Annotated in this window: 24 protein-coding genes, 5 tRNA genes and 1 riboswitch; of the genes, 18 read left to right on the top strand and 11 right to left on the bottom strand. The window is 46.7% G+C overall.

Annotated features, from left to right (window positions below; genetic code table 11):
- Positions 1 to 118 precede the first annotated feature (118 nt).
- Positions 119 to 1,600: a carboxylesterase/lipase family protein gene (locus ACYCS5_RS21340; protein ID WP_165144885.1), complete on the top strand. Its 1,482-nt coding sequence runs from the start codon at positions 119 to 121 to the stop codon at positions 1,598 to 1,600.
- Between the two features lie 90 nt (positions 1,601 to 1,690).
- Here the strand turns inward: ACYCS5_RS21340 and ACYCS5_RS21345 are convergent, their stop codons facing one another.
- The 6 genes from ACYCS5_RS21345 to ACYCS5_RS21370 all read right to left on the bottom strand — a co-directional run bounded on the left by ACYCS5_RS21345 (position 1,691) and on the right by ACYCS5_RS21370 (position 8,728).
- On the bottom strand, positions 1,691 to 3,721 hold the full coding sequence (locus tag ACYCS5_RS21345) for a methyl-accepting chemotaxis protein (protein WP_165144886.1): 2,031 nt from the start codon (positions 3,719 to 3,721) through the stop codon (positions 1,691 to 1,693).
- 240 nt (positions 3,722 to 3,961) lie between these two features.
- Complete coding sequence (locus ACYCS5_RS21350) at positions 3,962 to 4,909, bottom strand: DMT family transporter (protein ID WP_165144889.1); 948 nt, start codon at positions 4,907 to 4,909, stop codon at positions 3,962 to 3,964.
- A gap of 178 nt (positions 4,910 to 5,087) precedes the next feature.
- Positions 5,088 to 5,232: riboswitch (FMN riboswitch) on the bottom strand.
- A 122-nt stretch (positions 5,233 to 5,354) separates the two neighbouring features.
- On the bottom strand, positions 5,355 to 6,050 hold the full coding sequence (locus ACYCS5_RS21355; protein ID WP_029516327.1) for a hypothetical protein: 696 nt from the start codon (positions 6,048 to 6,050) through the stop codon (positions 5,355 to 5,357).
- Positions 6,043 to 6,966: an ABC transporter ATP-binding protein gene (locus ACYCS5_RS21360; protein WP_029516328.1), complete on the bottom strand. Its 924-nt coding sequence runs from the start codon at positions 6,964 to 6,966 to the stop codon at positions 6,043 to 6,045. The genes ACYCS5_RS21355 and ACYCS5_RS21360 overlap by 8 nt, the downstream gene beginning before the upstream one ends.
- A 108-nt stretch (positions 6,967 to 7,074) precedes the next feature.
- The gene (locus ACYCS5_RS21365; RefSeq protein ID WP_049816929.1) at positions 7,075 to 8,019 is read right to left on the bottom strand and encodes a sensor histidine kinase; all 945 of its coding nucleotides are present in this window, start codon (positions 8,017 to 8,019) and stop codon (positions 7,075 to 7,077) included.
- Position 8,020: 1 nt separating this feature from the next.
- Positions 8,021 to 8,728, bottom strand: a complete 708-nt coding sequence (locus ACYCS5_RS21370; protein WP_029516330.1) for a response regulator transcription factor — start codon at positions 8,726 to 8,728, stop codon at positions 8,021 to 8,023.
- Between the two features lie 303 nt (positions 8,729 to 9,031).
- Between ACYCS5_RS21370 and ACYCS5_RS21375 the strand changes: the two genes are divergently transcribed.
- The 3 genes from ACYCS5_RS21375 to ACYCS5_RS21385 all read left to right on the top strand — a co-directional run bounded on the left by ACYCS5_RS21375 (position 9,032) and on the right by ACYCS5_RS21385 (position 11,786).
- The gene (locus ACYCS5_RS21375) at positions 9,032 to 9,535 is read left to right on the top strand and encodes a DUF6933 domain-containing protein (protein ID WP_029516337.1); all 504 of its coding nucleotides are present in this window, start codon (positions 9,032 to 9,034) and stop codon (positions 9,533 to 9,535) included.
- A gap of 98 nt (positions 9,536 to 9,633) precedes the next feature.
- Positions 9,634 to 9,942 (top strand): hypothetical protein, encoded by a 309-nt coding sequence (locus ACYCS5_RS21380; protein ID WP_029516338.1) that lies wholly within the window; start codon positions 9,634 to 9,636, stop codon positions 9,940 to 9,942.
- 212 nt (positions 9,943 to 10,154) lie between these two features.
- Positions 10,155 to 11,786 (top strand): formate--tetrahydrofolate ligase, encoded by a 1,632-nt coding sequence (locus ACYCS5_RS21385; protein ID WP_029516339.1) that lies wholly within the window; start codon positions 10,155 to 10,157, stop codon positions 11,784 to 11,786.
- Between the two features lie 23 nt (positions 11,787 to 11,809).
- Here ACYCS5_RS21385 and ACYCS5_RS21390 read toward each other — a convergent pair whose 3' ends face one another.
- Both ACYCS5_RS21390 and ACYCS5_RS21395 read right to left on the bottom strand, forming a co-directional pair.
- Entirely contained in the window at positions 11,810 to 13,540 is a 1,731-nt protein-coding gene (locus ACYCS5_RS21390) for an ABC transporter substrate-binding protein (protein WP_459760088.1), read from the bottom strand.
- A gap of 108 nt (positions 13,541 to 13,648) precedes the next feature.
- The gene (locus ACYCS5_RS21395) at positions 13,649 to 14,641 is read right to left on the bottom strand and encodes an ABC transporter substrate-binding protein (protein ID WP_459760089.1); all 993 of its coding nucleotides are present in this window, start codon (positions 14,639 to 14,641) and stop codon (positions 13,649 to 13,651) included.
- Positions 14,642 to 14,875: 234 nt separating this feature from the next.
- Between ACYCS5_RS21395 and ACYCS5_RS21400 the strand changes: the two genes are divergently transcribed.
- The 6 genes from ACYCS5_RS21400 to ACYCS5_RS21425 all read left to right on the top strand — a co-directional run bounded on the left by ACYCS5_RS21400 (position 14,876) and on the right by ACYCS5_RS21425 (position 21,693).
- Positions 14,876 to 15,508 carry a LysE family translocator gene (locus ACYCS5_RS21400; protein WP_039269618.1) on the top strand — a complete coding sequence of 211 codons (633 nt, stop codon included), beginning with the start codon at positions 14,876 to 14,878 and terminating at the stop codon, positions 15,506 to 15,508.
- A 110-nt stretch (positions 15,509 to 15,618) separates the two neighbouring features.
- A complete protein-coding gene (locus tag ACYCS5_RS21405) occupies positions 15,619 to 16,896 on the top strand; it encodes an outer membrane lipoprotein-sorting protein (RefSeq protein WP_459760090.1) in 1,278 nt (425 codons plus the stop codon).
- A 268-nt stretch (positions 16,897 to 17,164) separates the two neighbouring features.
- On the top strand, positions 17,165 to 18,361 hold the full coding sequence (gene alr / locus ACYCS5_RS21410; protein WP_039269622.1) for an alanine racemase: 1,197 nt from the start codon (positions 17,165 to 17,167) through the stop codon (positions 18,359 to 18,361).
- 291 nt (positions 18,362 to 18,652) lie between these two features.
- On the top strand, positions 18,653 to 18,934 hold the full coding sequence (locus tag ACYCS5_RS21415; RefSeq protein ID WP_007429334.1) for a CopG family ribbon-helix-helix protein: 282 nt from the start codon (positions 18,653 to 18,655) through the stop codon (positions 18,932 to 18,934).
- A gap of 6 nt (positions 18,935 to 18,940) precedes the next feature.
- The gene (locus ACYCS5_RS21420) at positions 18,941 to 19,291 is read left to right on the top strand and encodes a type II toxin-antitoxin system PemK/MazF family toxin (RefSeq protein ID WP_007429335.1); all 351 of its coding nucleotides are present in this window, start codon (positions 18,941 to 18,943) and stop codon (positions 19,289 to 19,291) included.
- Positions 19,292 to 19,470: 179 nt separating this feature from the next.
- Positions 19,471 to 21,693 (top strand): Tex family protein, encoded by a 2,223-nt coding sequence (locus tag ACYCS5_RS21425; RefSeq protein WP_449291720.1) that lies wholly within the window; start codon positions 19,471 to 19,473, stop codon positions 21,691 to 21,693.
- A 104-nt stretch (positions 21,694 to 21,797) separates the two neighbouring features.
- Here ACYCS5_RS21425 and cmpA read toward each other — a convergent pair whose 3' ends face one another.
- Positions 21,798 to 21,932, bottom strand: coding sequence for a cortex morphogenetic protein CmpA (gene cmpA, locus ACYCS5_RS21430; protein ID WP_007429337.1), 135 nt, complete (start codon positions 21,930 to 21,932; stop codon positions 21,798 to 21,800).
- A gap of 144 nt (positions 21,933 to 22,076) precedes the next feature.
- Between cmpA and ACYCS5_RS21435 the strand changes: the two genes are divergently transcribed.
- The 3 genes from ACYCS5_RS21435 to ACYCS5_RS21445 all read left to right on the top strand — a co-directional run bounded on the left by ACYCS5_RS21435 (position 22,077) and on the right by ACYCS5_RS21445 (position 22,811).
- The gene (locus tag ACYCS5_RS21435) at positions 22,077 to 22,601 is read left to right on the top strand and encodes a SprT family protein (protein ID WP_029516345.1); all 525 of its coding nucleotides are present in this window, start codon (positions 22,077 to 22,079) and stop codon (positions 22,599 to 22,601) included.
- 44 nt (positions 22,602 to 22,645) lie between these two features.
- Positions 22,646 to 22,721 (top strand) — tRNA-Asn (locus ACYCS5_RS21440).
- Position 22,722: 1 nt separating this feature from the next.
- Positions 22,723 to 22,811, top strand: a tRNA-Ser gene (locus tag ACYCS5_RS21445).
- 179 nt (positions 22,812 to 22,990) lie between these two features.
- Here the strand turns inward: ACYCS5_RS21445 and ACYCS5_RS21450 are convergent.
- Together ACYCS5_RS21450 and ACYCS5_RS21455 are read right to left on the bottom strand one after the other, a co-directional pair.
- The gene (locus ACYCS5_RS21450) at positions 22,991 to 23,866 is read right to left on the bottom strand and encodes a Cof-type HAD-IIB family hydrolase (RefSeq protein ID WP_029516346.1); all 876 of its coding nucleotides are present in this window, start codon (positions 23,864 to 23,866) and stop codon (positions 22,991 to 22,993) included.
- A 69-nt stretch (positions 23,867 to 23,935) separates the two neighbouring features.
- Entirely contained in the window at positions 23,936 to 24,697 is a 762-nt protein-coding gene (locus ACYCS5_RS21455) for a DeoR/GlpR family DNA-binding transcription regulator (protein ID WP_459760091.1), read from the bottom strand.
- Between the two features lie 245 nt (positions 24,698 to 24,942).
- Between ACYCS5_RS21455 and ACYCS5_RS21460 the strand changes: the two genes are divergently transcribed.
- The 5 genes from ACYCS5_RS21460 to ACYCS5_RS21480 all read left to right on the top strand — a co-directional run bounded on the left by ACYCS5_RS21460 (position 24,943) and on the right by ACYCS5_RS21480 (position 26,453).
- Positions 24,943 to 25,014, top strand: a tRNA-Glu gene (locus ACYCS5_RS21460).
- Between the two features lie 86 nt (positions 25,015 to 25,100).
- Positions 25,101 to 25,176: transfer RNA gene (locus ACYCS5_RS21465), tRNA-Lys, on the top strand.
- A 15-nt stretch (positions 25,177 to 25,191) separates the two neighbouring features.
- Positions 25,192 to 25,274 (top strand) — tRNA-Leu (locus tag ACYCS5_RS21470).
- 163 nt (positions 25,275 to 25,437) lie between these two features.
- Complete coding sequence (locus tag ACYCS5_RS21475; protein ID WP_023987598.1) at positions 25,438 to 25,893, top strand: MarR family winged helix-turn-helix transcriptional regulator; 456 nt, start codon at positions 25,438 to 25,440, stop codon at positions 25,891 to 25,893.
- A 185-nt stretch (positions 25,894 to 26,078) separates the two neighbouring features.
- On the top strand, positions 26,079 to 26,453 hold the full coding sequence (locus ACYCS5_RS21480) for a helix-turn-helix domain-containing protein (protein WP_318626934.1): 375 nt from the start codon (positions 26,079 to 26,081) through the stop codon (positions 26,451 to 26,453).
- The last annotated feature ends 92 nt before the right edge of the window (positions 26,454 to 26,545 follow it).

A 26,545-nucleotide genomic window follows, 5' to 3' on the forward strand; every position in this document is an offset into this window, starting at 1 on the left:
AGCGCAAAAGTGCTTCCGGTATTTTTTGGTTTGGCCGTGTGCAAAGGGTATAATAGAGATATGTAAAGATTGATATTATACCGTTGTGTTGAACATACGAAATAAAGGGGGCTTCATAATGGAAAGTATTACGGTACATACTCGTTTAGGTCAATTACGTGGGGAAACGGGAAATGGATATCATGTGTGGAAAGGTATCCCATATGCACAGCCTCCTGTTGGAAAACTACGTTTTCACGCGCCCCAGCCTTTGGAGTCTTGGGAGGGTGTGCGGGCTGCGACGAGTTTTGGGCCAATCTGTCCGCAACCTATGCCATCCGCTGAAAGTATGACTGGAAATCTGGTGGAGCCGCCTGAGCAGTCAGAGGATTGCTTATACCTGAACGTTTGGACACCTGCTTCGAAGACTCCTGAGAAGGGACGTCCAGTGATGGTGTGGATTCATGGCGGTGCCTTTGTCACGGGGTCCGGGATTATACCTTTATATGACGGGGAACGCATGGCGAAGAATGGCGATGTTGTGGTTGTTACGATCAATTATCGATTGGGGCCGTTAGGATTTTTGCATCTGACTCCAAAGGGAGATGGCCTGACCTCTAATGCGGGACTACTGGATCAGATCGCTGCGCTGGAATGGGTTAGGGATCACATCTCTGCCTTTGGCGGCAATCCGGACGAAGTGACGGTGTTCGGTGAATCAGCAGGCGCGATGAGTATTGCCGCTTTATTGGCGATGCCAGCAGCTAAAGGACTGTTCCAGCGTGCAATTTTGCAGAGCGGTGCGTCGCAGGTATTGCCAACTTCACAGGCCGAGCAAGTGACGGCTGTGTATCTACAGCAGCTGGGTGTGGACACTCAGCATCCAGAGAGGTTGTTTAGCCTGCCGACAGATGCGCTGATGCTAGCGATGGCGAAGACGCATGAAGTCATCGGACCAGGGATGGCGATGATCTATCAACCCGTTGTGGACGGTGTGACCTTGCCAGATGTACCCCTGTCTGCAATCGCGCAAGGTTCAGCAAAGCAGGTTTCCGTTTTGATTGGAACGAACTTGCATGAGGGGGGCTATTTCATCCGAAAAGAATCCCATCTAATGAACAAGTCGACAGCGAGACAGGCATTGGAAATGATGACGGGCATGTCAGACATCGGCGACCTGATAGAACCTTTTCCGGTTACGATTGAGGGACAGGCGCAAATGTTGACCGATCTATTTTTTTGGCGTCCTGCGTTGGCTCTTGCTGTTGCACAGTCGGCGCATGCGCCTGTATGGATGTATCGTTTTGATTGGACATTGCCGGGGCATCCTACCTTTGGACAAGCGGTTCACGGTGCAGAGATTGCGTTTGTTTTCGATAATCTGGAGCTGCTAGATAAGCTTGGATTAGAGATTCAACCTTCGATGCAGAAGCTGGCTCAAGATATGCAGCAGGCATGGGTTGCTTTTGCACGTGATGGGAAGCCAGTGCTGTCCGAGGGGGCTTGGCCGATGTACGACAGAGAAGAGCGGACTACAGCTATTTTCCATCAGAATATTAAGGTGGAGCACGACCCTGAAGGAGATAGACGCCGTCATTTAACCGGTCAGATGACCCTATAAGTAACAAGAGAGAGAGCATATCAAGAACTCAAATGTAAAAAGCCTTCGCCCGTAATTTGTATACGGACGAAGGCTTTTGTTAGTAGTAAGTTAAATCTTAAATCGCTTAACCAGCTGTTGCAAATCCTGCGCCATGTTGGACAACTCCTGTGACGAAGAGGCAATTTCCTCCATAGCTGCCATTTGTTCCTGAGCAGCAGCAGATGTTGTCTGCGAGCTGTCCGCCGAATTGCGAGACAGGCTTGCCAAATGGGTAACAGTGGCGGAGACTTCCTCTGTACTGGCTGAGATTTGTTCAGCAGCAGCGGACACACTTTGAATTTGTTCCACGATATGAGAAGTAGAGCGCTCAATATTCGTAAATGCACCTTCTGCATCTTGGCTAATACGCATACCTTCACCTACCTGGTTACGAACATTACCGTTCATGGTAGCGGTAGAGCGTTGAATCAAATCGAGCATCTGAGTAATAATCTGACTGATGGAATCCGCGCTTTCCTTGGATTGCTCAGACAGCTTGCGTACCTCTATAGCGACTACGGCAAATCCACGCCCGGCTTCGCCAGCTCTGGAAGCTTCAATAGACGCGTTCAGAGACAACAAATTGGTTTGCTTGGCAATGGCGGCAATAGCCGTATTCATCTGCTTCGCATCGTCCGAGAGCTGGGATAGCTCATCCATTAAGCTAGCCGTTTGGCTGACAGCCTCCAGAATACGGTCCATTTGGGTCCGTACACTACTGATCATTTGGCTGCCTTGAGCCACATCATGCTCGGTTTGTCCTGCTGAATCCACGATGGAGCTTGCCGATTCGGCAATGGTGCTGACACCCTTCGCCATTTCTTCAACGGCATTAGCGGTCTGCTCGGATGCCTCGGCGCTGGTGGCTGCATTTTCCGCGGATTCCATAACCGTTTCCGCTACATGTTGTACGGACTCCGTCGTTTGCTCTGTGCTTTCCTTGATTATCAGGGAAGAGGAAGCAAGTCGGGAGGAGGTTTGGTTGACCTCTGAGACCATCGTATGCAAGGAATGCGTCATCTGGTCAAAATTCTGTGCCAGTTCGCCGAACTCATCCTTGCTGGATAGATTAACACGTTCGGTCAGATTTCCGTCACGGACGATGCGTGTTCCTGCTTGCAGCTTGCGCAGCGGAATTAAGAATGAGCGGACCATAAGCACAATGATGATCGCCGCGGCAAGTATGGAAATAACAATCACAATCAGGCTTTGTTTCAGAATTGGTTGGGCTGCATCACTATAATCCTCCAGATCCGACAGTGCGACAATGCTCCAACCGGTGAGAGGGTCCTTAAGTGTAAAGGCCAGCATATCTCGATTCATAAATTGAATTTGCGACATGGAAGGAGTATCATTTTCGACGGTTGTCGCCACTTCGGGAAGTCCTTCTATGGCGTCAGCCGCTTTTTTGCCTGTCTTGTTGAAAGCTGTTCCAGTCCCAGATACAACTTTATGTTCAGAATCAACAATAATGAGTCCTCCGCGCTCACCAATCTTAACAGACTGCAGACTTTCACTCATTTTGTCCAGGTTCAAAGCCAGGGCAACAGCTCCTTCACCGTCCTCCAGCGTTCCCGATATATTAACGACTAAATTCCCTGTCGTGACGCTGGCAACTGGAACACCGACGAATACTTTACCCTTTTCCAGCATCGCGTTTTTGTACCATTTTCTCTCCCTGGGATCATAATCGGACTCCTGTTTTTTCGGCGAACGTATGTATTGCCCCTTCTCATTGCCGAGAAGCGCTGCATCTAGCTCGGGGTGAGCCTTGACGATAACATCTAACTTTTTCTGAAGGGTCTCTTGGTTGGTACCAATGGAATCAGAATTGATTTCAGTGGTAAGCACGTCCAGGTCTTTCATAATAGGCGCTACATACTGATTGACATTGCTCCGGATCAGATACAGATTCGTGTATACGGAACCGCCCATTTGCTGACTGAGTTGGGTCGTAGCCCCCTGATAAGAAAAGTACCCGATAAGTACGCTCGGAATCAATAACACAGCTAAAAAAGATATTATTAATCTTGTCCTCATTAAATAAAACTGCTTGAGAAACCTGTTCCACCACGGAACTGTTTGTTTTGTTTTAGTCATAGTTCTTGCTCCTCTGTGTCTGATGATCACTACATTGTTTTATTCGACATAAACCGACGAATTTTATAGATGTAATCATTGGGAAACGAGAAATAGTAGCATATTTTAGACACTTTTTTTGAAAAACAGGTCTAAAGAACTATGATTAATATTAATGCGAACACATAAAAAGCCAAATCGGAGATGCAAAAGCATCTTCACAATTTGGCTTGGGTGAGTCATGAAGGGGACATTGAACTGTTAATTTTTTTGCTGACGTGAAATCATAAAGAGCGTAATCCAGATGAGCATAAAACCAGTCAATTGCGCTACAGTAACGATTTGCTGAAATGCGATCCAATTAATCACGACCCCCACCATGGGAAAGCTCAATTCTGCCATCGTAGCATAAGACGCTTTGGTCGTACTTAAGCCTTTGTAATACAGCAATAAGCTAAGAAGACCCGGAAGCAATGCCTGCAATAGCAAGTTGATAATCACAGCTGCGCCTGCCCATGTACCGGCAGGCATATTCCATGGCGCATGCTCTACAGAGGTGAGGACAATCAGCAGAGGGAGCGCCACCATGAAGCGGAGGGAGGTTACCGTTTCATATTTCATTGAACGAAGCAAGTAGCTTCCCATGACTGTCGAACCGCCCCACAGAACCGCTGCACCCAGTGCAAGTAGACTACCGACCTGGGCAAAATCACGAACATGCCCGAAGGGGAGCGACCAACCGAAGGTCAGAAGATACGTCCCGAACAGAGCGACGACAATTAATAATCCAAAATGACGCGGCAGCATTTCCTTCAATATAACGCGGGCCAGAATAATAGCGACCAATGGTTGAAGCTTCTGGAGTAAGAGTACAGCATTCAGATCACCGTTGCTGAGCGCCATGGTAAAAATCACGCTGGCCAGAGCCGAGCCGCCCCACGAGACGAACAAAATAGCGAAAACTTGACGAAGCCGTACCGCTTTGAGTTCCTCACGATGTTTCCACAGCATCGGTGTCAGAGCAAGGAAAAGCAGCATATGCTCCATTAGTACAATTTGTGTTGAAGTAAATGATTTTAGCAAAATAATACGAAACAGCGGATCAGCGCCCCACAAGGCTGCTCCTATTGCGACCAGCCAAAAACCGCTTTTCATGTGGGAGCTATGATCAAAACCTTTGGATGTTAGTACAGTAGAAGATTGACTCATACTCAATTAGCTCCTTGCGAATACAGGACCGGTGGCACAAAAACCCCCGTCTATGGCGAAAGGCCATGCAAGACGGGGGTTGATCAAATAAACTTGCCGCTTTATGCAAGTTAAATGAAGTTACTGCTACTGCAAAACCCATAACGCAGCATTCATCCACTTCGCGGCATGTTGATATTTCGATCTTCTTCCATCCGGACTTTACCGTCGGCTTTGGCATCTCACCAAATCAGTCCGTATCCTGTTGCCAGATACAGAGTCGCGGGCTTAGCTCCATGAGCCATACCGCCGGTTGGGAATCTCACCCTACCCCGAAGATCCTTATTCCGTTTTTTAATTTCTCCTATAGGATATACCTGTTTTAGAATGAAGTCCAGTGAAAAATGTGTGTATATCTAACAATGATTTTCATCTATTTTTCGAAAGCGTTTTACTAAGTTACATACTATGAAGTAATATCCTTATACTCAATGCGTCGAATCGCTGCATAAGCCACAAGCATTCCCAGTATAGAGAAGCCTATTTGCACGGGGGCTATGGAGCTAAGTGTAGCGCCGTTATTATTGGAGAAAAGCAATGCTACAATCAGGATTGAGGTCACAATGGTGGTGGGTACAGAGTATCTTCGCATCCCCATATACAGCGGAACCAGTCCCATAAAGCTGGCAGCAACGGCATTGATCAGCGTCCGTGCTGATTGTTGACCCAGTATCGAAAGAGTAAGGTTATCGGGTACAATCAAGACAAGCTGGTTGAGCAGATGAATAGCAGCCGTAATGATTATTTCCGAAATAATAATAGATAAGAAGGTAAACAGCAGCACAACCAAGAGCTTGGCGATCATCAGCTTCTGACGGTGAATCGGATACATGAACAGGATCGTAATCGATTTGGACTTAAATTCCCCTACGATAAAGCGGCACAGAAGAACAGAGGCAAACACAATAAATGTGGCTCTGACCAGCATGTCCATGAGATCGAGAAGCTGAGTGTACTGTGTAAATTCGGGTATTCCTGTACTTTGGCTGTCCAGCGCGATGATACAGAGCAACCCAAGAATGCATGCATTGGCGATCAGTGCTGAACGGATATAACCCGCCAGATGAAATTTTTTCAGCTCCAATTGCATCAATTTAAGCATGGAGATCACCTCCGTTTAACAGCCGCAAAAAGTAGTCTTCTAGCGTACTGCTTTTCTGATGAATGGAATCCACTTCTATATCATTTAAAATGAGCGTCTTCGTAATTTGTTTCTGCGGTACATTTGAGTCGTAAATACGTATATTCTGTTCATTGAGCACCCTTATATTATTCAGATTCAGATGATGGGAGAGGACGTAGGCCGCCTTTTTACAATCGTTGGTCGTAAATTCGATGTATTCCGTATTGGTTTCTCGCACCTGTTCCATCGACACTTCCTCAATCAGCCTTCCGTGATTAATCACGCCTACCGTATCCGCAATCTGCTCTATTTCCGCTAAAATATGACTGGACACGAGCAGAGTCATCCCATATTCCTTGCATAGCATGTGGAATAGTTGGCGGATTTCCTTGATTCCCACGGGGTCCAAACCATTAATCGGTTCATCCAAAATGAGTAGCTCTGGCTTAGTCGCAATAGCGCGGGCAATCCCGAGACGCTGTTTCATTCCCAGTGAAAAGTCTTTTACCGACTTGTCACCCGCATTCTGCAAGTTTACTAATTCCAGGGCATCTCGGACAGCCTGCTTATTATAGTAGCCCATGTATTCACAATGAAGTTCCAGATTTTGCTGCGCCGTCAGCCTGTCATAAAAAATCGGGTATTCAATAATCGAACCCATCCGTCCGAGCAGATGATACGATTTTGGCGTTAGTTTTTCACCGAATAATTCAATTTCACCCGATGTCGGCTTGAGTAAATTCGTAATCATTTTCATTATCGTTGTCTTGCCTGCCCCGTTGGGGCCGAGAAAGCCATAGGTTTCTCCCTTGCGCACATTCATGCTGACTCCTGCTACAATTTCGTTGCCCTTCAGGGCTTTGGTCAACTGATGTGTACGTATTACGTAAGTCATGGGTGTTCTCCCTTCGTATACTGCTGATAATTCAAGGATAAAGGGCGAAATGTTCATTTTTCTTTCGTGATTCTTACAAATTTATTAAGTTGAGTATGTTGAGTTCGATTAATAGTTGATTTTCTTCAATGTAAAAGAGAAGACTGTCCGCTCATAAGGTCTACTGGTCAATTGAATTTCTCCGTTCATCGTTTCAACCAGACGTTTGGCAATCGTAAGGCCCAGTCCGCTGCCTTGTACCGCCTTATTGCGGGAGTCCTCCAGTGTGTACATACGTTCAAAAACTTTATCTTGCTCAGATTCCTGTATGCCTTTGCCACGATCCCATACCTCTATACGCACTGTATCCTGCTGTTCTGACAGCGTCAGGCCTAGCGTCCGTCCATCTGCCCCGTAGCGAATGGCGTTCGAGATCAGATTATTCAGCACCCGCCCAATCGCTCCTTCGTTCCCCAAGGCATGAATGGGGTACTCCGGGATCTCAATATGCACAGTAAACCCCTGTGCAGTCAGCAGGTCATAAAACTCTAAAATGCTGCGTCTGCACAGTTCTCCCACTTCCAGTCGTGTCAACGGAATATCCGTATCATTAGCTTCCAGTTTCGCCAAATTAAAAAAGCTTCCGATCAACTCAATCGCTTCGCTTGTCTTTTGGTGAATTTTGGATAGCAGCTTTATACGTTCTTCCGGCAAAATAGTCGGATCGCCATCCAGCATCTCGGCATATCCAAGCACAACCGTAAGCGGGGTCTTGAGATCGTGTGAAATGTTCGAAATCATTTTGCGCATAGCAATTTGGCTACGGTTGTAATCTGCAGACACTCTGAGATTCAAGTCCAGCAGTCGATTAATTTCCGTCATGAGTCGTTGCAGTTCAACGTCACCTGTGACATATAGCAGCTTTTCCGCATGATTCACCGTCACTATTCGCTCTAGTAGGGCTCGGATATCCCTTATTTTGCGCTTATTGGCCATACGCTCCCGCCAAAGCCATACTATAACGACTGACATGATGAGACCGACAATCCATTCAGAAATGTTTTCGATGTTCATATCAGCCATTCTCCCATTTGTAGCCAATGCCCCATAGCGTTTTAATGTGGACAGGATGAGAGGGATCTTCTTCAATTTTCTCACGCAGGCGGCGAATATGGACGTTAATCACGTTCTCGTCGCCCATATAATCGTCCTTCCAAATAAATCCGTATAATTGTGCTTTTGTAAATACCCGGTTTGGATTGGCTACAAACAGCTTCAAAATATCGGATTCTTTGGCTGTTAGCTGAATTTCGTTTTCATTGCGTATGACTGTAAAATGATCAAAATCAATGCACAGACTGCCGTAGGTCAAAACTTGTGCTTGCGGCTGTTCCTCCTGCTGTTGCTGACGGGCATATGTAGTAGATCTTCGGATCGCGGACTGAATACGAGCGGTCATTTCCAGCATTGAAAAAGGTTTGGCAATATAATCGTCTGCCCCAAAGCCCAGTCCAAGCGCTTTATCCACGTCGCTGTCCTTGGCTGACATAATCAGAATCGGGACGGCGCTATGGGTACGAATTCGTCGAATCACCTCCATACCGTCCACCTTCGGCATCATCAAATCCACCAGTACCAGATCATAGGTATGACGTTCAAAGGCAAGAAGCCCCTCTTCCCCGTCATAGGCAGTGGTTAGGCTGTATCCTTCCTTAGTGAGTGCTTTAAGTAGCATTTCGGCAATGGATAGATCGTCTTCAATAAGTAAAATATGCTGTGGCATAGGTGTGGAACACCCCTAATTTTTAGATTAAGCTCGTGTGACGAACTGTACCTGAATTATATAGAGCAGTGGAGGGGATTTCCATAAAAAATATCCAAAGAAAAAATGGAAACTCCCTGGATCGTCCCAGGGAGTTACGTAATCAGCTGTGTCTGGCAATATATCTTTCCTCTATTATACTGAAAGAGTTTATAATCCGGTGTTTGGAATACGATGTTATGATATACGTGACATGCTTTATACAAGAAATCAGGTATGTCGAATCACGCTGCGGTACAGGAGCGTCAATAAAGGAGAGCAACGATGTTTGTCATACGAGGAACACAAAAACTGCTGAAGGAATGGGAGACTGAACCACTTCAAGTTGATATTTATCCGCCTTTAAATAGTTGGCATGCCAGCTTATTTTTACTGAATCGAAGAAAAAATATAGTGTTTATGCATGATATATCCCGCTTAAGCATCACGCTGTTTGGGATTAAAAAATCGCAGTACAAAAACTTGCCGACTCTTTTTATACAAGCCTTGAAGGAATTAATGATCAGCGAAGGGTTTGATGAGCAGATCGTGAAGGCATACACACAGGAAGGCGAGCAGATGCTGGCAACTACGACGAATAGACATAGTGTGTTGGTAACCTTAGATGAGATTATATTTATTATGAAGGAACTGGATATGGAGCATGGGTGCGAACTGGAAAAAAACCAGTGGAATAACCGGATTGTTTTCAAAACTGTTGAATACAAGTACCCTGTTGATGTTTTTAAAGAAGTGCTGGAAAAGCATTATAAACTAGAGCGTATTTGAGAAATTTATGATTTTACGAAATGAGTTCCATTTATTCCCTCTGTCCTATATAATCTAATATAGTTCTAAAAGACTATATAAAGAGAGGTAAGGGGTAAATGAAGATTAAATTAAGAAATAAAACTGGAATGATCAAGGAACGCAAAGTAGGTTTTTCATGGACTACGCTCTTTTTCGGTTTTTTCCCTGCGTTGTTTAGAGGGGATTGGAAGTGGGCTGTTATTATTTTTCTGGTATCGATCCTTACGAGTGGGGCGTCCAACTTTGTATTTTGCTTCATTTATAATCGCTTACATATTAATGATCTGCTGTCCCAAGGCTATGGCCCTGCTACTAAGAAATCCCAATCTATCCTGATTTCTAAGGGATTTATTGCTGAAAATTACGCTGCTAACTTTGCAGGTTAATTTGAGAGCTGTTTGTTAAACGAGACGTATCAAAAGGGCATCCACCAAAGTCCATACGGGCGGGGGAGGCTCTTTTTTAATAACTCACATGATAGCAACGCTTGCGATGAAATGAATCATAGCGCAATAAGCGGCACACTTTGGTAAAATAAAACGATACAGGGTTTGACACCATCGGTCAGACTTATAAAACGGGGGGTACATAACGAAAGATGAAGAGGATTATTGATATAGCCAAAGAAGCAGGAATTGAAGAAGAACATCTAGAGACGTATGGAAAATATAAAGCAAAGCTGAACCCGTCCCTGTGGGAGCAGTTAAAGGATCGTCCGAATGGAAAGCTGGTGCTGGTTACGGCGATGAACCCCACGCCAGCGGGAGAAGGCAAAACGCTGACCACCATTGGACTGTCGCAGGCGCTGAATGCGCTGGGGCATAAAACCGTTGCTGCGTTACGTGAGCCGTCCCTTGGCCCTTGCTTCGGCATGAAAGGAGGAGCAACTGGGGGAGGACAAGCCCAGATTGTTCCAGCAGAAGACATCAACCTCCATTTTACAGGTGATATTCACGCGATTTCGGCAGCGCATAATTTGCTGGCAGCGATGATCGATAACCATTTATTTCATGGAAATGCTTTGCGGTTGAAACCCGAGCGGATTGTGTGGAAACGCGCTGTAGATATGAACGACCGGAGTTTACGAAACATTGTAACCGGATTGGGGTCAGGTAATGGAGCAGTGAGAGAAAGTGGTTTTCTGATTACCTCGGCTTCAGAAGTGATGGCCGTATTATGTTTAAGTGAAGATATGGACGATCTTAAAGTGCGATTGGGTCGGATGGTGATTGGTTATAACGAAGATGGCGAAACGGTAACAGCTGAGGAACTACATGCGGTGGAAGGTATGGCTGTGCTGCTTCGGGAAGCATTGAAACCCAATCTGGTGCAGACGTTGGAGGGAACTCCAGTTATTGTGCACGGCGGACCTTTTGCGAATATTGCGCATGGATGCAGTAGTTTGATCGGTACGAAGCTAGCCCTGAAGCTGGGAGAGGTGGTTGTCACGGAGGCTGGGTTCGGGGCTGAGCTGGGGGCAGAAAAGTTTTTTGACATCAAGTGCCGTCAATCCGGTTTGCAGCCAGATGCGGCTCTGTTGGTCGTAACCGCCAAAGCGCTGAAATATAACGGCGGTGTAGCTAAAAATGAGCTGGACGCAGAAAATCTGGAGCAATTGCAACTTGGATTAGCCAACATGAATCGGCATGTACGGAATTTGCAAAAGTTTGGCGTGCCAGTACTGGTAGCGGTCAACCATTTTGTAACAGATAGCGAAGCCGAGCTGGAACTGATTTTCTCGGAATGCCTCAAGCTGGGAGTACCCGTAGAGTTGTCACAGGTGTGGGCACAGGGAAGCCAAGGGGGAGAAAAGCTGGCCCAAAGCCTGCTCAACCTGCTCCAGGAGGACAAAGCCCATTTTGCACCATTGTATGAGCATACCCTTGATTTGCAAGCGAAAATTAGTGTTATTGCGAAGGAGATTTACGGTGCGGCAGAGGTAGCTTACACTCCTGCGGCCAAACGGGTGTTGGCCGGTATGGAGCAGCTTGGTTTTGGACAACTGCCTGTATGCATGGCCAAAACGCCGTATTCTTTCTCAGATCAACCTTCTCTGCTAGGTGCACCGGAAGGCTTTACCATTCACGTGTCCAGCGTTGCTTTGTCTGCAGGGGCAGGCTTTGTGGTCGTGGAAACAGGCAATACTATGACGATGCCAGGATTGCCCAAATCCCCAGCAGCTGAGCATATGTCGCTGGAGGCAGATGGAAGCATTCAAGGTCTAATGTAGTATCTTTAGAAAATGGCAGCTTCTCAGGATGAAGTGCCAAGCAGTTTGGGCAGTGCAGTAAGCAGCTTTTGTCGGGTTATGGCATCGCTCCAGTTCCAGCGTTCAGCTTCTACGAAATATACCCGACCTTGACGTACAGCAGGGAGGCTACGCCAGAGAGGGCTGCTGATCATGCGTTCCAGCGTACGTTTGGATTCTGGGGCTGTCGGGACAAGCATAAAAATGCGGTCCCCGGCGTAATCAGGCAATTCGTTCGGATCTATTTCCGCGAAGCCGTGTCCCTCGTCGAACACCTTTTGGATCGGCTCAACGGGCTGAAAGCCCTGGGGGTGGTAGAGGGCCGATGAGAATCCGGACATACCCATGACAAAGAGCCGATCACCATGATCGAAGATGAAGACGGAGGCCGTTTCTCCGGCTGTGATTTGCGTACCGAGCTGCTGCCACATTGCCAGATTACGGGCTTTGAAGGTAGACAACCAGCGTTCGGCCTCCCGCTCCTTACCGAGCCAGGCGCCAAGTGTACGCATCCGTTCCTCCAGCGTGGCGAAGGAGTTGAAGGTGACGGTGGGGGCGATGCTGGCAATGCGCTTATATTCCTGTTCGTCCGAATTGGCGATGATAATTAGATCAGGATCAAGAGCACTGGTCAAGCGGGTGTCCAGTGGAAGGCCTACATCGGCGACATTCACAAGACGATGTTTATAGACGCTGTATTCACTGAGTTGCAGACTTCCGCCGATGGCTTTGGCCCCTAATGCCAATAGATCGCCCATCGTTTCTCCATGATAGATGATGCGGCTTGCTCGGCGCGGAATATGAATATGGTGGCCCGTCCAATCCTTGACGCGCACAGAACCGGAGACAGAAAGTGCGTACTTGCCAGGGGGAATCCCGGTCATTTGCCTAAACCGTCGATTAAAATAATATTCGTCAGAGAAACCAACCTGACGGGCTATTTCACGTAAAGGCCGTTTGCAATCCAGCAGCAGCCGCTTGGCATGATTCAAGCGCAGCTCAGTGAGGTAATGCAGCGGCTTTTTGCCTGTAATTTTACGAAACATTTGCGAGTATTGCCATATGGAAACGTTCGCCTGCTCGGCAAGCTGCTTGACGGTAATGGGCTTTTCATAGTTGTTTTCCATATATGAGAGAGTGCCTTCTACCGATGCTGGCAATGCCGGATTAGAGGTATTGTTTTGATCAATATCGGTGTGATCTTCCTGCCACAGCAAAAACAACTCTTGAAACATGATTTGCTGCCGTAATACGGATGTTTGGTTATGCGGCTGTACCGTTTGTTGGGTACTATAAAATAACTCTTCAATCAACTGAATAAGTTTGGAGGAAGAAGAGGAGACGATGTATTCGCGCGGTTCCGGCAGGACAGCTCCATGATATAGGGATGGCATGCGCGCTGCGTGTTCAGCCAAGACCATGTCCGCTTGTGGTTCCGACGGCAAAGCGATGACCTCAAACGTGATTTTGTAGTATTCAGGTACAGTTCCATTCAGGGGAGCGATTTGATAGGATTCACCTGGAGCTAGCCAATACCTATGACCTGTATGGAATAGATACTGCTCTGGGCCAATGTCCACCCTCCCTGTCCCACAGATGAACATAAGCAGACAGTGATATGAATTGGGACGTGATAATAATTCATCGGTAGGCTCACCAACTAACGCAATTTCTTTAAAATGAAAAAGCAATGAGCTGAACGGGAGAGGATATATGGACGACGGAGACTGGTTCACGGTATTGCTCCTTTTATTGAGAATGGTTATCATGTGTATATAAGTATACCTCCTTTAGGTTCAACAAAAAAGAAGCCTATCAACAAGTGTTGATAGGCTTCTCCAATTTTATTTGATGAGCTTGGGCAATTCCTCCAGCAGCCATTCTCGAGTGGAAGCATCACTTTCGGTTTTGCCAATATCCTGAATGTACACTCGCCCCTGTTTGACAGCAGGAAGCTGGAGCCACAGCTTGCTTTTCATTAACTGTTCGGTGGATTGTTTGGCTTCTGAACTTGGTGTTCTTAGTATAAAAATCCGATCTCCAGCGTATTGTCCGATCACTTCCTGAGATATTTGTACAAATCCTTTGTCTTCATCCAGTGCTTTCTGGATAGGAGGGGTAGGTTTGAAACCATTCTTTTCATACAGTATCTGTGATAGTCCGGTCCGTCCCATTGCGAATAAACGGTCACCTGGATAGTAGGTAAAGACTGAAGCTGTTTCCCCCGCCTTAACACCTTCTGCGTGAAGTTTGGTCCACATCTCCGCTTCCTTTATTTTATATTGGGCAAGCCAATCTTCAGCGTCCTTTTTCTTGTTCACAATGTCTCCGAGATGCAGCAAACGTTCGTTTAACGGAGCAAAGGTATCGAACATGATTGTAGGTGCAATTTTTGTTAACGCTGCGTATTGTTTTTCATCTGTATCGGCGGTAATGATCAGGTCGGGCTGTAGTTCCAAGGCTTTTTCCAAATTAATCGGGAACCCCAGGTCGGCCACGTTCTGAACCTGCTTTTCGTAAACCTTGCCTTCAATCATAGAAGTCGATGTACCTACAGCTTGTACGCCTAAAACCAATAAATCCCCATAGTTTTCTCCAAAGTAAGCAATGCGCCCAGGAGTCGTGGGAATATTCACTGTATGTCCCTTATAGTCTGTGTAGTCACGAGTTGTGGCAGCTTCCGATGTTTTTGTAGATGCTGTTGTGTTGCTGCTTGCACTCTGATTGTCAGACGCGCCGCATCCCAGCAGCAATGCCCCCATAAGAAAGAATAGGCAGATGAGAGCAGTGTATGGTCGAGTGGATTTTTTGTTGATTGTCGAGTTCTTGTTGGTCATAGCAACCTCCGTATAATAGAATGATTCTGAATTTTGCAAATGAGAATTATTATCACAAAAGCTATGATAAGCGCTGAACCCTCAATACTCAATGGACAAACTTGGTCAATGAATCCGATTTTGTACAAAATAAGTCTCAGGTGTTCTTAGCTCATTTCATTCTTCAAATTTTATTGATTTGTCATTTTTTATGGTATAGAATATCATTTTTATACATTTGAAAGGGGTTTTGAAATGGCATTGTTTATTACATATGTTTTACTAGGTTTCTCTATAGCACTACCTGTAGGTACAATTACGGTTGAAATGACGAAGCAAGGGCTAAAGAATGGATTCATGCATGGTTGGATTGTGGGCCTTGGGGGGATGACCATCGATTTGTTATTAATTACTGGCTTGTATTTTGGTCTGGCCTCAGTCTTGTCATTACCTGTGGTACAAGTGATTATGTGGTTCGTTGGAGCCCTTTTTTTGTGCTACGTGGGGTACGACAGCATTAAAAATGCAGATCATGATATTGCGCTAGAAGGAGAGAAAAAGACGAAATCATTATTTTCTTCCTATAAAAATGGGCTGCTTGTAGCTGTTTCACCAGGAAATTTAGTGTTCTGGGTGAGTGTTTTTGGAACTGTGCTGGCAAGCTCATTTGATCGGTCAAATACAAGTCAATTCTTGATTGTTGGCTTAGGTATTTTGTTTGGTATTCTTATCCATGATTTAGGCTTGATGACCCTCGTAGCCACAACACGGAAAGCCATGAATCGAACCGCTATCAAGTGGGTTACGATCGGTGCAGGCGTGGTTTTGATCGGTTTTTCGATTTATTTTCTGTATGAATTTATGATCACTCTCCAAAAGATTTTATAGCATTACGCAAGGATACGTTCAAGCTTGTCATGCCAGTCTGCATAAATCGAACAAGTCCTTCATAGACATGTACTAATTCATTTAAAACATGTGCTGAAGGGGTTGATGACATGCGCCGGATTTCATGGATGCTCGCCATGGTCATGTGTGTAACGCTGCTGCTGGCCGGGTGCGGCAAGAAGAGCGCGGACGATGTGGTTAAAGATTTGAGTGACGTGGTGAGCGACCTGAACAGCTACCACGGTACAGCTTTGATGACGCTGCATACCGGCGACACGCCGCAGGAATACAAGGTGGATATTTCCTACCGCAAGCCGTCCTATTACCGAATTGCCATGACGAACGAGAAAAAGGATGTTACGCAAATTGTGCTTCGTAATGATGAGGGTGTATTTGTGCTAACACCCAGCCTGAACAAAAGCTTCCGTTTCAAAAGCGACTGGCCAAACAATCAGGGTCAAGTATATTTATATGAAACGTTGGTTCGCAGCATTATCGGCGATGCCTCCCGTCAGTTGGCTACCGACGATAAATCCTATGTGTTTGATGTGGCAGCGAATTACAACAGCCATGCGCTGGTGAGACAAAAGATATGGCTGTCCAAAAATGACTATGCACCCACTCAGGTACAGGTGTCTGATGCGAATGCCAAGGTAGTTGTTGATCTGAAATTCGATCAATTTGCTTTTGATACGAAGTTTGACAAGGACTCTTTTGATATGGAGCGGAATATGGCTTCAGGTAAGACGAGTACAGGTAGCGCAGGGGCGCCATCTTCCGGAGCAGTAGATCCCAGCAGTCAGCTTGATCCTTCCGGTGCGATGGATGGGACGACTGGCGTGACGACTGGCGAACCCGGACAAGAGCAGGGGACAGCAGGGGATGCAGTCCAGCAACCGTCAGGAGAAGCCAAGGTGGACGGTACTGCCACAAACGATACGTCCAAACTGGACAAAGCAGCCAACGCAGAGGCGCAGCAACAAACCCCGGGCACATCGGATGCCGCAAACGGAACGTCAGCGGGAACGGATGCGGCAGAAGCTGTGATGGGTGAGTTCGGCTTGATCGAACCGTCCTACACGCCAGCCGGAGTACAGATCAAGGATACGCCGGAGCTGGAGGATAATGGTACACATGCCGTGATGCTGCGGTATAGTGGAACATATAATTATACCATTGTGGAGGCACGTCCAAAAGATCGGGCGGTCGCACTGGCCGCAGGCGAACTGGTTGATATTGGAGGAAGCTTCGCCGTGCTGACCGGAAGCGAACAGCAGACGATGACCTGGATGAATGACGGAATCGAGTTCAGAATCACCAGTGCTGACCTGCCTGTGAGCGAAATGATACAAATTGCCGCTTCTATACAGGATCAATCGGGTAAATAAAATTTTATAGACGGATGCAGACGGTCTAGAGTGTAAAAATGCTCTGCTGCCGCCCGTATCCGTCTTTTGTTCATTCGCAGTCTAAGATGTGCATCGCTTGTATATCCTGTTCTATTGTAGAGATGGTAGAGGAGGCTGGTAAAGCCCCCCTGCCATTGACAGCCACGTTTTTGAACATTACCATTAACCTTTGGAAGCAAGCACTTTTGCCACACTCCGAATGGTAAAGGTTATGTTACAGGCTAACAATTGAAGAAGGTGACTGGATTTGCAAGCACAATACAGATCGACCCGGGCCGAAATCAACCTGGATCACCTTGGCGCCAACTATGAAGCTTTTCGCAAGGCATTGCCAGCGGATAAGCTGATACTGGTCTGTGTCAAGGCTAATGCCTACGGACACGGTGCCGTGGAAATTTCAAAGGAATTGGAACGCCTTGGTGCGGATTATTTGAGCGTCGCTTTTCTGGATGAAGCGTTGGAGCTTCGTCATGCGGGGGTTCAGCTACCGATTCTTGTACTCGGCTATACCCCACCGGAAGCTGTACAAACGGCTTGGGAGCATGATATCTCATTGACTGTGTTCAGTGAAGAAGTGCTGGAGGGTATCCGCAGACTGGACTGCCAAGGAAATGAACGCAAGCTGAAGGTGCACATCAAAATAGACAGCGGCATGGGAAGACTGGGTTTGCTGCCTGGAGAAGAGGCTATGGCTTTTGTCCGGCAGGCTCACGAATTAGAGCAGGTGCTGCTGGAAGGCATGTACACCCATTTTGCCCGCGCGGATGAAGAAGACAAAAGCTATACACTGCTACAATATGATCGGTTTCGGGGCGTGGCGGAAGCGCTAAGGGAACAAGGTATCACCATTCCCATTATACATACGGCCAATAGCGCCGCTACCATTGATACCCCTTCTCTTTCCCCCAATATGGTGCGGATTGGTATCAGTATATACGGTCTGTATCCGTCTGATGAGGTTAACCGGCAAGCCATTGAACTGCTGCCTGTATTGTCATTGAAGACGGCGGTGGTTTATACCAAGACGCTTCCTCCCGGCTGGGGAGTTAGCTATGGCACCCGGTATGTGACTTCCAGTGAAGAACGGATCGGTACACTGCCAATCGGCTATGCGGATGGATACTCCCGCATGCTGAGTGGGAAGATCGAAGTATTGATACGCGGTCGCCGCGTCCCGGTACTCGGCACGATTTGCATGGACCAGTGTATGGTATCCTTACAATCTTTCGCAGAAGATGCGGAAGAAATCCAAACCGGCGAAGAGGTTGTTCTCATCGGTCAGCAGTCCGGCGAAACTATCGCGGCGGATGAGCTGGCATCCAAGCTTGGTACGATCCACTATGAGGTGATCTGCATGATCGCAGACAGGGTACCGCGTGTATACACACGAGGTCATGTTCCTGTTATTCGAGTGAACTCGCTTCTTCCAACCCACTGGAATTAATTTCATAACGCAAATTACCGAATAAAAGCAGGAGTTTTCGCAGAACGTCCCGAAATATGTATAAAGGAAAGAAAAGAGCGCTATAACTGTCAAAAGACGCATCAGGCTCCGCTGACACTTGTATTTCGGGGATCAAACGCCTGTACGAAAACGAACTGCGTAGTTTATAATGGAATGCAGCATAGATGATATACGAATATCATATACATTCTTGTATTCCGTTTGAATAAATTACCGGGAATAACGTTATAATGGTACAATGGCGACAAGGTTTTGGGGGTGGAAGAGAAGTTGGCCAATTTGCAGAACACCAAAAGAATAATGATCAGTTTGCCAGATCATCTCTTACAGGAAGTGGACGGGATCGTAGCTATGGAAAATTCCAACCGCAGTGAATTTATCAGGCAGGCCATGAAGCTGTATGTAGGCGAACGTAAAAAACGTTACATTCGTGAAGCTATGCAGCGTGGATACATGGAAATGGCTAAAATTAACTTGACCATGGCATCCGAAGCCTTTCACGCGGAGGAAGATGCAAACAGCACCTTGGGCCGTACAGTTAGCGGGGTGTAATCCATATTGATCGTAAAGCGCGGCGACGTTTTTTTTGCAGACCTTTCACCCGTAGTCGGTTCCGAGCAAGGTGGCGTCAGACCTGTGCTGATCATTCAAAATGATATCGGCAACCGGTTTAGTCCTACCGTGATCGTGGCAGCTATCACCGCTCAGATTCAGAAGGCAAAGCTGCCTACACACGTGGAAATCGACGCGGCGACGCATGGCTTTGATCGTGATTCTGTTGTTCTTCTGGAGCAAATTCGGACGATCGACAAGCAAAGGCTTACCGACAAAATCACCCACTTAGATGAAGAAACTATGCGCAAAGTGAGCGATTCGCTACAAATCAGTCTCGGTTTGATTGATTTTTAGCGTGATGGAACGACGAGTGAAACGGGAAAAGGGCAGCGCTTGGGCGCTGTCCTTTTGCGTGTCTGATGAAAAATGCAGGTAGGGCTTGCTCTAACGGCACCTGCTGGCGCTTTGAATCATTTTTTGTGATAATGAAAGACATGCTGTATGACAAGAGTTGTGAGGAAGAAGGGATAGGTTTGTCTAACGAGGAAACGAAGACGGAAATCCGGCAGGAGCCGAACGAAGCAGAACGCCAAGAGCGGATTGTCAAACAAGTGGCGAGAGAGCTGTCGCTGGCACTCAAGCAAATCCGGACAACGATCAGTTTGTTGGATGAAGGGAATACAATTCCTTTTATCGCGCGTTATCGTAAGGAAATGACAGGAGAGCTGGATGAAAATCAGCTACGTGAAATTGAAGATCGTGTAGTGTATTTGCGTAATCTGGAGGATCGTAAGGTAGAGGTCATCCGCATTATTGATGAGCAGGGCAAGCTGACGGAAGACCTGCAGGCGGCTATCACCTCTGCGGTTAAACTTCAGGAAGTGGAGGATCTGTACCGTCCGTATCGGCAAAAGCGCAAAACCCGCGCCAGTGTAGCAAAGGAACGGGGACTGGAGCCGCTGTCCATCTGGATCTGGAGCCAGCCGAAGCAGGGCGATGCTCTGAAAGAAGCCGAGTCTTATGTAAATGCGGAACTGGGAGTGGACAGCGCTGAGGCGGCCATCCAAGGAGCCTTGGACATTTTAGCTGAAAATATAGCGGATGATGCGGCTATTCGCCAATGGGTACGCCGATATACGCTGGACCATGGTATGCTGACCTCCGAAGCGAAGGACGCAGAGCAAGAATCCGTGTATGAGAACTACTACAGCTATCGTGAACTCGCTAAGAAAATGCCACCTCACCGTATTCTGGCGATTAATCGCGGGGAGCGGGAAGGCATTCTTAAGGTTGGTCTGGAGGTAGTGCCAGATTCTATTTACAATTACGTGGCAGGCCAAGTGATTAAAGGATCGTCTGTCGTGCAAGATCTGCTGCGCAGTGTCATTGAGGATGCGTATAAAAGACTTATCGCGCCGTCTATCGAGCGTGAAGTGCGCGCTGAAATGACGGAGAAGGGCGAGCAGCAGGCGATCTCCATTTTTGCAGGCAACTTGCGCAGCCTGTTGCTACAGGCTCCGATCAAGGGCCGACGTGTGCTCGGTGTCGATCCGGCCTATCGGACAGGCTGCAAGCTGGCGGTTGTCGATGACACCGGCAAGCTGCTCGAAGTGGCTGTGACGTATCCGACACCACCGAACAACAAGAAGCGCGAGGCTGCTGAAAAGTTCAAGCAGCTGATTGCCCAATACGGGATCGAATTGATTGTCATTGGTAACGGAACCGCTTCGCGCGAGACAGAGCAATTCGTAGCGGAAGTCATCGCGGACATTGGTGACAGCAGTCTAGCGTATCTGATCGTCAATGAGGCGGGCGCAAGCGTATACTCTGCCTCCAAGCTGGCACAGGAGGAATTTCCCGATTTGGACGTGGCCGAGCGCAGTGCGGCTTCCATCGCACGTCGTGTGCAGGACCCGCTGGCTGAGCTGGTCAAGATTGAGCCGAAGGCTATTGGTGTAGGCCAATACCAGCATGATGTGTCGCAGAAACATCTGGATGAAAGCTTAAAGGACGTTGTCGAATCAGCCGTTAACCATGTCGGTGTAGATGTGAACACGGCTTCTTCTGCGCTGTTATCCTATGTAGCAGGGATCAATGCGACGATTGCCAAAAACATCGTTAAGTACCGTGAGGAAAACGGTAAATTCAGCAACCGTCGTCAGTTGCAGAAGGTGCCGCGTCTTGGTGCAAAAACCTACGAGCAATCTGTTGGCTTTATCCGTATACCGGGTGGAGAAAATCCGCTGGATCGCACACCGATTCACCCTGAATCCTATGCTGTCGTAGACCGCCTGTTGGCGGAACTGGCCATCGATGCCCACGATCTGGGCACCAAGGCTGCAACGGAAGCACTGAACGTGTCCAACATTGACGAACTAGCTGCGAAGCTGGAAGTCGGCGTGCCGACACTGAAGGATATTCTGGACAGTCTCCAGCGTCCGGGCCGTGACCCGCGTGACGAGCTGCCGTTACCTGTATTCCGCAAGGATGTGCTGAAGATCGAGGATCTGGCACCGGGTATGGAGCTTCAGGGAACCGTCCGCAATGTCATTGATTTTGGCGCGTTTGTCGATATCGGTATTAAAAGTGACGGGTTGGTTCATATTTCACAGCTGCGCAGTGGCTTCGTAAAGCATCCGATGGATGTCGTATCTGTCGGTGATAACGTAACGGTGTGGGTGTTAAATGTTGATTTGAAAAAAGGCAGGGTTGGTCTGACGATGAAACCTCCTGCAGAGGCGCAATCGCAGGCATAATACTTTAAATAAAACTGTGCAACCTTCTTGTGAAGGGTTAACAAAAGCCGGAATCTCCGAACTGCATCGGAGATTCCGGCTTTCATTTTGGATGCCTTTAGCTTTTACCCGTTGTTGGCATCGAACTCCACGCCAGGTGCTTTATGATAAAAAAACCAACAATCGTTCAACAGTTTAATTTGGCGCCGGTCCTTTTTGTAAAAGGCCCGCATGAGCTGATTGCTGAGCCATTGAGGCAAGCCGATCTCCTCCTCTGCGTTACATCTGTATGCTTAGCATATGGGGTGGGTACCTAAAGTGTGCTTATGAATTGGGGGTTAGACTTCGGTCGTTATTTTATAATATGCTTGTCAGTAAGGAGCAAAGGAGGAGAGACCGTAAGGATGGAGTCCAAGTCCCTGAACAATTCAATGAACCATTCAATGAGCCATTCTATGAGTAATGAAGAGCTTCAAGAATGGGTAGAGCGCATTTCGCTGGAGAGCTTCGGTGTGCCGTTTCGACATCAAGCCACCTTTAATGTACGTCTGTCTTCCACAGGCGGTAGGTATTTTATGAAAAGTCATCATATTGAAATTAATCCACATCAACTCGCAGCTTACGGACGTTCTGAGGTGGAGAAAATTATTAAGCATGAGCTGTGCCATTATCATTTACATTTGCGCGGGATGGGCTATCAGCATCGAGATGCTGACTTCAAAGCATGGTTGGCCCGTGTAGGAGGAAGCAGGCATTGTCAGACTCTGCCGGGAAGAACGGAACGTAAGCCTCAGCCTTATCGTTACAAGCTAGTATGCGTTTCCTGTAAACAGGAGTATATGCGCAAGCGTAAGATGAATCCTCAGCGATATCGCTGTGGGAAATGTGGAGGTAAGCTTCGCCTGTTGGCACTTGACGGCACCCCCTGAATCATGGTAAATTAACCATACTGTAAGATAATTTACAGTAATGTTCCCTGATAGCTCAGTTGGTAGAGCACTCGACTGTTAATCGAGTTGTCACAGGTTCGAGTCCTGTTCGGGGAGCCATGGAGAGGTACCCAAGTGGCTATAAGGGGACCCTCTGCTAAGGGGTTAGGCTGCGAAAGCGGTGCGAGGGTTCGAATCCCTCTCTCTCCGTTGGTATTTTAAGTAGAAAAAGGACGCTCGTATGCATTGTAATGATGCTTGCGAGCGTCCTTTTTGTCTAGATCTGCTTTGAAAATAACGGTGGACTGAAATTCGTTTAAATGGAGAGACGAACGTGCTGCGTACGCCATGAAGCGACGTCAACCTGTCTTGTAAGCAGCCAATGACTTCTATTTCACAGTGTCAGCCTCAACTGTCTTAAGTATGTTCAACAGAGCATGAGCGACGCCATCTTCCGTATTAGTCAGAGTCACTTCGGAGCAGACGGCCTTAATGTCGTCTTTTGCATTGCCCATGGCAATGCCTCTTCCTGCCATTGTCAGCATGGAGATATCGTTGTAACTGTCCCCAATCGCTACAGCTTCCTGCATGGGAATGCTCAGATGATTCGCCAGATAACGCAATGCATTACCTTTAGACGCGTCCTTATGCTCGACTTCAAAGTTACGGTCTGAAGAGATGACCATGTTCAGGCCCTGAAAACTTTGGTAACGCTCACGGCCCCGATCCAATTTGGCTTGATCAAAGGAGAAACAGAGCACGTTATAAATCTCTACATCCAGTGGAATGTCCTCATATGAAGCGATGCGGGTATGTCCGGTCTGTTCATATTGTTTTTCGGCTGCGTGTAATAATGTATCTAGCGAAATATCCGGGTTGGCGCTCAGCAATCGATCCATTTCAACAGCAAGTAGCTGATGTCCGTTTTGTGGAGAATAAATAGCGCGGTCTGTCATGACCTCATAGTAAAAGTCGTTATCGTGCAGCCAGCTCAGCACTTCAAACGTTTCACTGCGGCCCATAGGAGTAGAGGTTAACTGACGACGATGCACATCGTGTACGGTTGCGCCGTTTGCTCCAATGACGGGAGTTATAAGTTCTGCTTCCTCTAGCTTTGTCCAGGCGTCATAAGCGGCTCTACCGGTGGCAATTGTCACCTGAACGCCTTGCTTTTGTGCTTGGCGTATAGCCTCCGCGTTCACTTTGCTTATTTTTCCTTCCTCGTTCAGCAGTGTTCCATCCATATCAATCGCAAACAGTTTCATTTCTCTCCAACTCCTGTCTTTCGATATCTCTGTGATAAATCTTGAGTTCTAGCTAAGCAGTTTCATATTTCATGAGGGGACAACAACTTCAATATCATGATGTTGCAAAATTTCCAGCATTTCTGGTTCTGGCAAGCGATCGGTGATCACGATATTAACTTCAGATAAATCAGCAAAACGATACGGGAAATTAATTCCGAATTTCGAATGGTCCGCAAGGATGATCACCTGATCCGCCTGTTTCATCATCTGATGCTTCAGCATACCGTCTTCTTCATGAATCAGGCTTAGTCCGTGAGATGATATGCCTCCAATCCCGATAAAAGCTTTGTCTACAAAATAGTGAGACAAAGTGGCGATTACGGACGAGCCATATACATATCGGTGTTCTTTTTGCAGGCGGCCTCCCAACAGATGAATGGAGACACCGTCTTTTCCAGATAGTACGTCAGCCTGATTAATTGAATTGGTGATAACCGAACATTCCTGCACATTCAGTCTTTCTGCACACGCCTGTACGGTGGTAGAGGAATCCAATATAATACGATCCCTATCTCGTACCATGTTGGCAGCCAATTGTCCGATCACTTGTTTCTCCTCAGATACAGTAAGCAGTCTTTCGTTATAATTTCCAATTGGATCGTGATGCAGTTTAGGGAGAAGGGCGCCGCCGCGGGTGCGAATAATTTTTTGATGCTCCTCAAGTTTTACCAGGTCTCGACGGGCCGTATCCCGTGAAACATTAAAAATTTCACAAATATCATCCACCGAAATACGCTTGTGAAGCTGTAAGTAATCAACGATTTTTAACATTCGTTCTTCCTGATACATAGAAAGCTCCTCTGATATATAATGATTTCGGTATCTCGTAAGTGATTATAAGTAAATATAAGTGATATTGCAATCATTTATCATAATTTTTCAGGGATTAGATGATTATAGATAAGTTAATGTAAGTGAACATGCATTTTATAATGATAAAAACTGCTTTTTTTAAAATTTCAAAAATAAGTATTGCCATTTGTTATTCTATTTGATATACTCTTTTTTGTCGCCAAGTTGGCGCATAATAATAAGGCCCGTTGGTCAAGGGGTTAAGACACCTCCCTTTCACGGAGGTAACAGGGGTTCGAATCCCCTACGGGTCATTGTTGTCTTTATAGACTACATGTTGCATGCTTAAGGGAAATTCCTGAGGTCTGGTCTAATGGCGGACAGCTTGGATGAACAGCATGAGCCATTAGCTCAGTTGGTAGAGCACCTGACTTTTAATCAGGGTGTCGAAGGTTCGAGTCCTTCATGGCTCACCATTTATATTTTGTTATGCGGTCGTGGTGGAATGGCAGACACGCTATCTTGAGGGGGTAGTGAGCGTACGCTCGTGGAGGTTCGAGTCCTCTCGACCGCATCAATGGAATGAACGGAAAAGTCTCTCGCGGTAGAGGCTTTTTTTATTTGTGTAATGATGTAATAAAGTAATGATTATGATGAAATAATGATTCCATAGTATAATATAACGCCATAATGTTATAGAATGATAAGTATAAACTTATGAAGTGACGGTGAAAAATATGGACACTCAACTGTTAGGAAATATATCAGAAAATATTTTGGGCTTGTTTCCGATTGTGAAGAAGAAATTTTTCACCTACGGTCCGCTCGATTTCCCATTACACTTGTCGCCTAATAACTTTCAGGTGCTAATGCTCCTGCGTGAAGTACGTTCGTCTACGGTATCTGATTTATCCAAACAGCTCAATGTCTCACGTCCGAACATGACTCCTCTTCTGGACAAACTGGTGGAGCATGGGTTGGCTGACCGCCAGTCGTGTGATTCGGATCGCAGAGTCGTGAATGTGGCGATTACACAGGAAGGCGATGCTTTTTGTGAACAGGTATTTCATACCTTCTCCAATAAAATTCAAGAAAGACTGGTGTATCTGCCAGAAGAAGATTTATTGCATCTGAGTGAAACTTTGAATGAATTGAAGCATATTTTACTTAAAATCGACAACTCTGCTACGTGATTGGCGTAAGTGGACTGGCTTAAAGACCGCCCTTTCTTCGGAAAACAGGCGGTTTTTGTTGCGTGTTGTGGTATAATGGAAACCAACATACATAATTCGGTAATTTTAGCATACGTGATCTTTGAAATGGGAACAGAGAACATGATATCGTTATTTGAGAGCCTGCTAGGGAGGAAGGAACTTCTATGCAATCTATTTACCATCGCATCGAGGAACTCATCAAGGAACGGGGAATGACGAAAAAGGCGTTCTGCCAGCAGTTAGGCATTAGTACAGGGAACTTCGGGGATTGGAAAAGAGGAAAAACGACGCCGGGCACGAATAAACTCATTGAAATCGCTTCTTTTTTTGATGCGAGTCTGGACTGGATTATGCTGGGTCGAGATATACAGGGTGAGGTGCTAAAGGAGTCGCAAGACCCTTATTTTTTTGACGCTTCAGGGCAACTGAATTGCCAGGGGGAACCGCTTAGTGAGGCGGAAAGAAATTTTATACTTGAGTATATTGAATTTACCCGCTTTCGTAAAGAGAAAAACCAGCGCAATTCTACTATGGGGTAATGGTTGCTTAGGATTTAATGGGGATTACTAATGAGTAAGGCTGAAAAATGAAAATTATTTCAGAAAAAGTTACTGTTTCGGAGGGGAAACAT

It is taken from the genome of Paenibacillus sp. SEL3, assembly GCF_054602585.1.

Excerpts from the sequence above, each read along its gene's own strand:
- ACYCS5_RS21365 (WP_049816929.1), bottom strand. The coding sequence starts at position 8,019 with ATGAACATCGAAAACATTTCTGAATGGATTGTCGGTCTCATCATGTCA.
- ACYCS5_RS21375 (WP_029516337.1), top strand. The coding sequence starts at position 9,032 with ATGTTTGTCATACGAGGAACACAAAAACTGCTGAAGGAATGGGAGACT.
- ACYCS5_RS21350 (WP_165144889.1), bottom strand. The coding sequence starts at position 4,909 with ATGAGTCAATCTTCTACTGTACTAACATCCAAAGGTTTTGATCATAGC.
- ACYCS5_RS21480 (WP_318626934.1), top strand. The coding sequence starts at position 26,079 with ATGCAATCTATTTACCATCGCATCGAGGAACTCATCAAGGAACGGGGA.
- ACYCS5_RS21355 (WP_029516327.1), bottom strand. The coding sequence starts at position 6,050 with ATGCTTAAATTGATGCAATTGGAGCTGAAAAAATTTCATCTGGCGGGT.
- ACYCS5_RS21400 (WP_039269618.1), top strand. The coding sequence starts at position 14,876 with ATGGCATTGTTTATTACATATGTTTTACTAGGTTTCTCTATAGCACTA.
- ACYCS5_RS21405 (WP_459760090.1), top strand. The coding sequence starts at position 15,619 with ATGCGCCGGATTTCATGGATGCTCGCCATGGTCATGTGTGTAACGCTG.
- ACYCS5_RS21360 (WP_029516328.1), bottom strand. The coding sequence starts at position 6,966 with ATGACTTACGTAATACGTACACATCAGTTGACCAAAGCCCTGAAGGGC.
- ACYCS5_RS21455 (WP_459760091.1), bottom strand. The coding sequence starts at position 24,697 with ATGTATCAGGAAGAACGAATGTTAAAAATCGTTGATTACTTACAGCTT.
- ACYCS5_RS21435 (WP_029516345.1), top strand. The coding sequence starts at position 22,077 with ATGGAGTCCAAGTCCCTGAACAATTCAATGAACCATTCAATGAGCCAT.
- ACYCS5_RS21450 (WP_029516346.1), bottom strand. The coding sequence starts at position 23,866 with ATGAAACTGTTTGCGATTGATATGGATGGAACACTGCTGAACGAGGAA.
- ACYCS5_RS21340 (WP_165144885.1), top strand. The coding sequence starts at position 119 with ATGGAAAGTATTACGGTACATACTCGTTTAGGTCAATTACGTGGGGAA.
- ACYCS5_RS21380 (WP_029516338.1), top strand. The coding sequence starts at position 9,634 with ATGAAGATTAAATTAAGAAATAAAACTGGAATGATCAAGGAACGCAAA.
- ACYCS5_RS21385 (WP_029516339.1), top strand. The coding sequence starts at position 10,155 with ATGAAGAGGATTATTGATATAGCCAAAGAAGCAGGAATTGAAGAAGAA.
- ACYCS5_RS21395 (WP_459760089.1), bottom strand. The coding sequence starts at position 14,641 with ATGACCAACAAGAACTCGACAATCAACAAAAAATCCACTCGACCATAC.
- ACYCS5_RS21475 (WP_023987598.1), top strand. The coding sequence starts at position 25,438 with ATGGACACTCAACTGTTAGGAAATATATCAGAAAATATTTTGGGCTTG.
- ACYCS5_RS21370 (WP_029516330.1), bottom strand. The coding sequence starts at position 8,728 with ATGCCACAGCATATTTTACTTATTGAAGACGATCTATCCATTGCCGAA.
- ACYCS5_RS21345 (WP_165144886.1), bottom strand. The coding sequence starts at position 3,721 with ATGACTAAAACAAAACAAACAGTTCCGTGGTGGAACAGGTTTCTCAAG.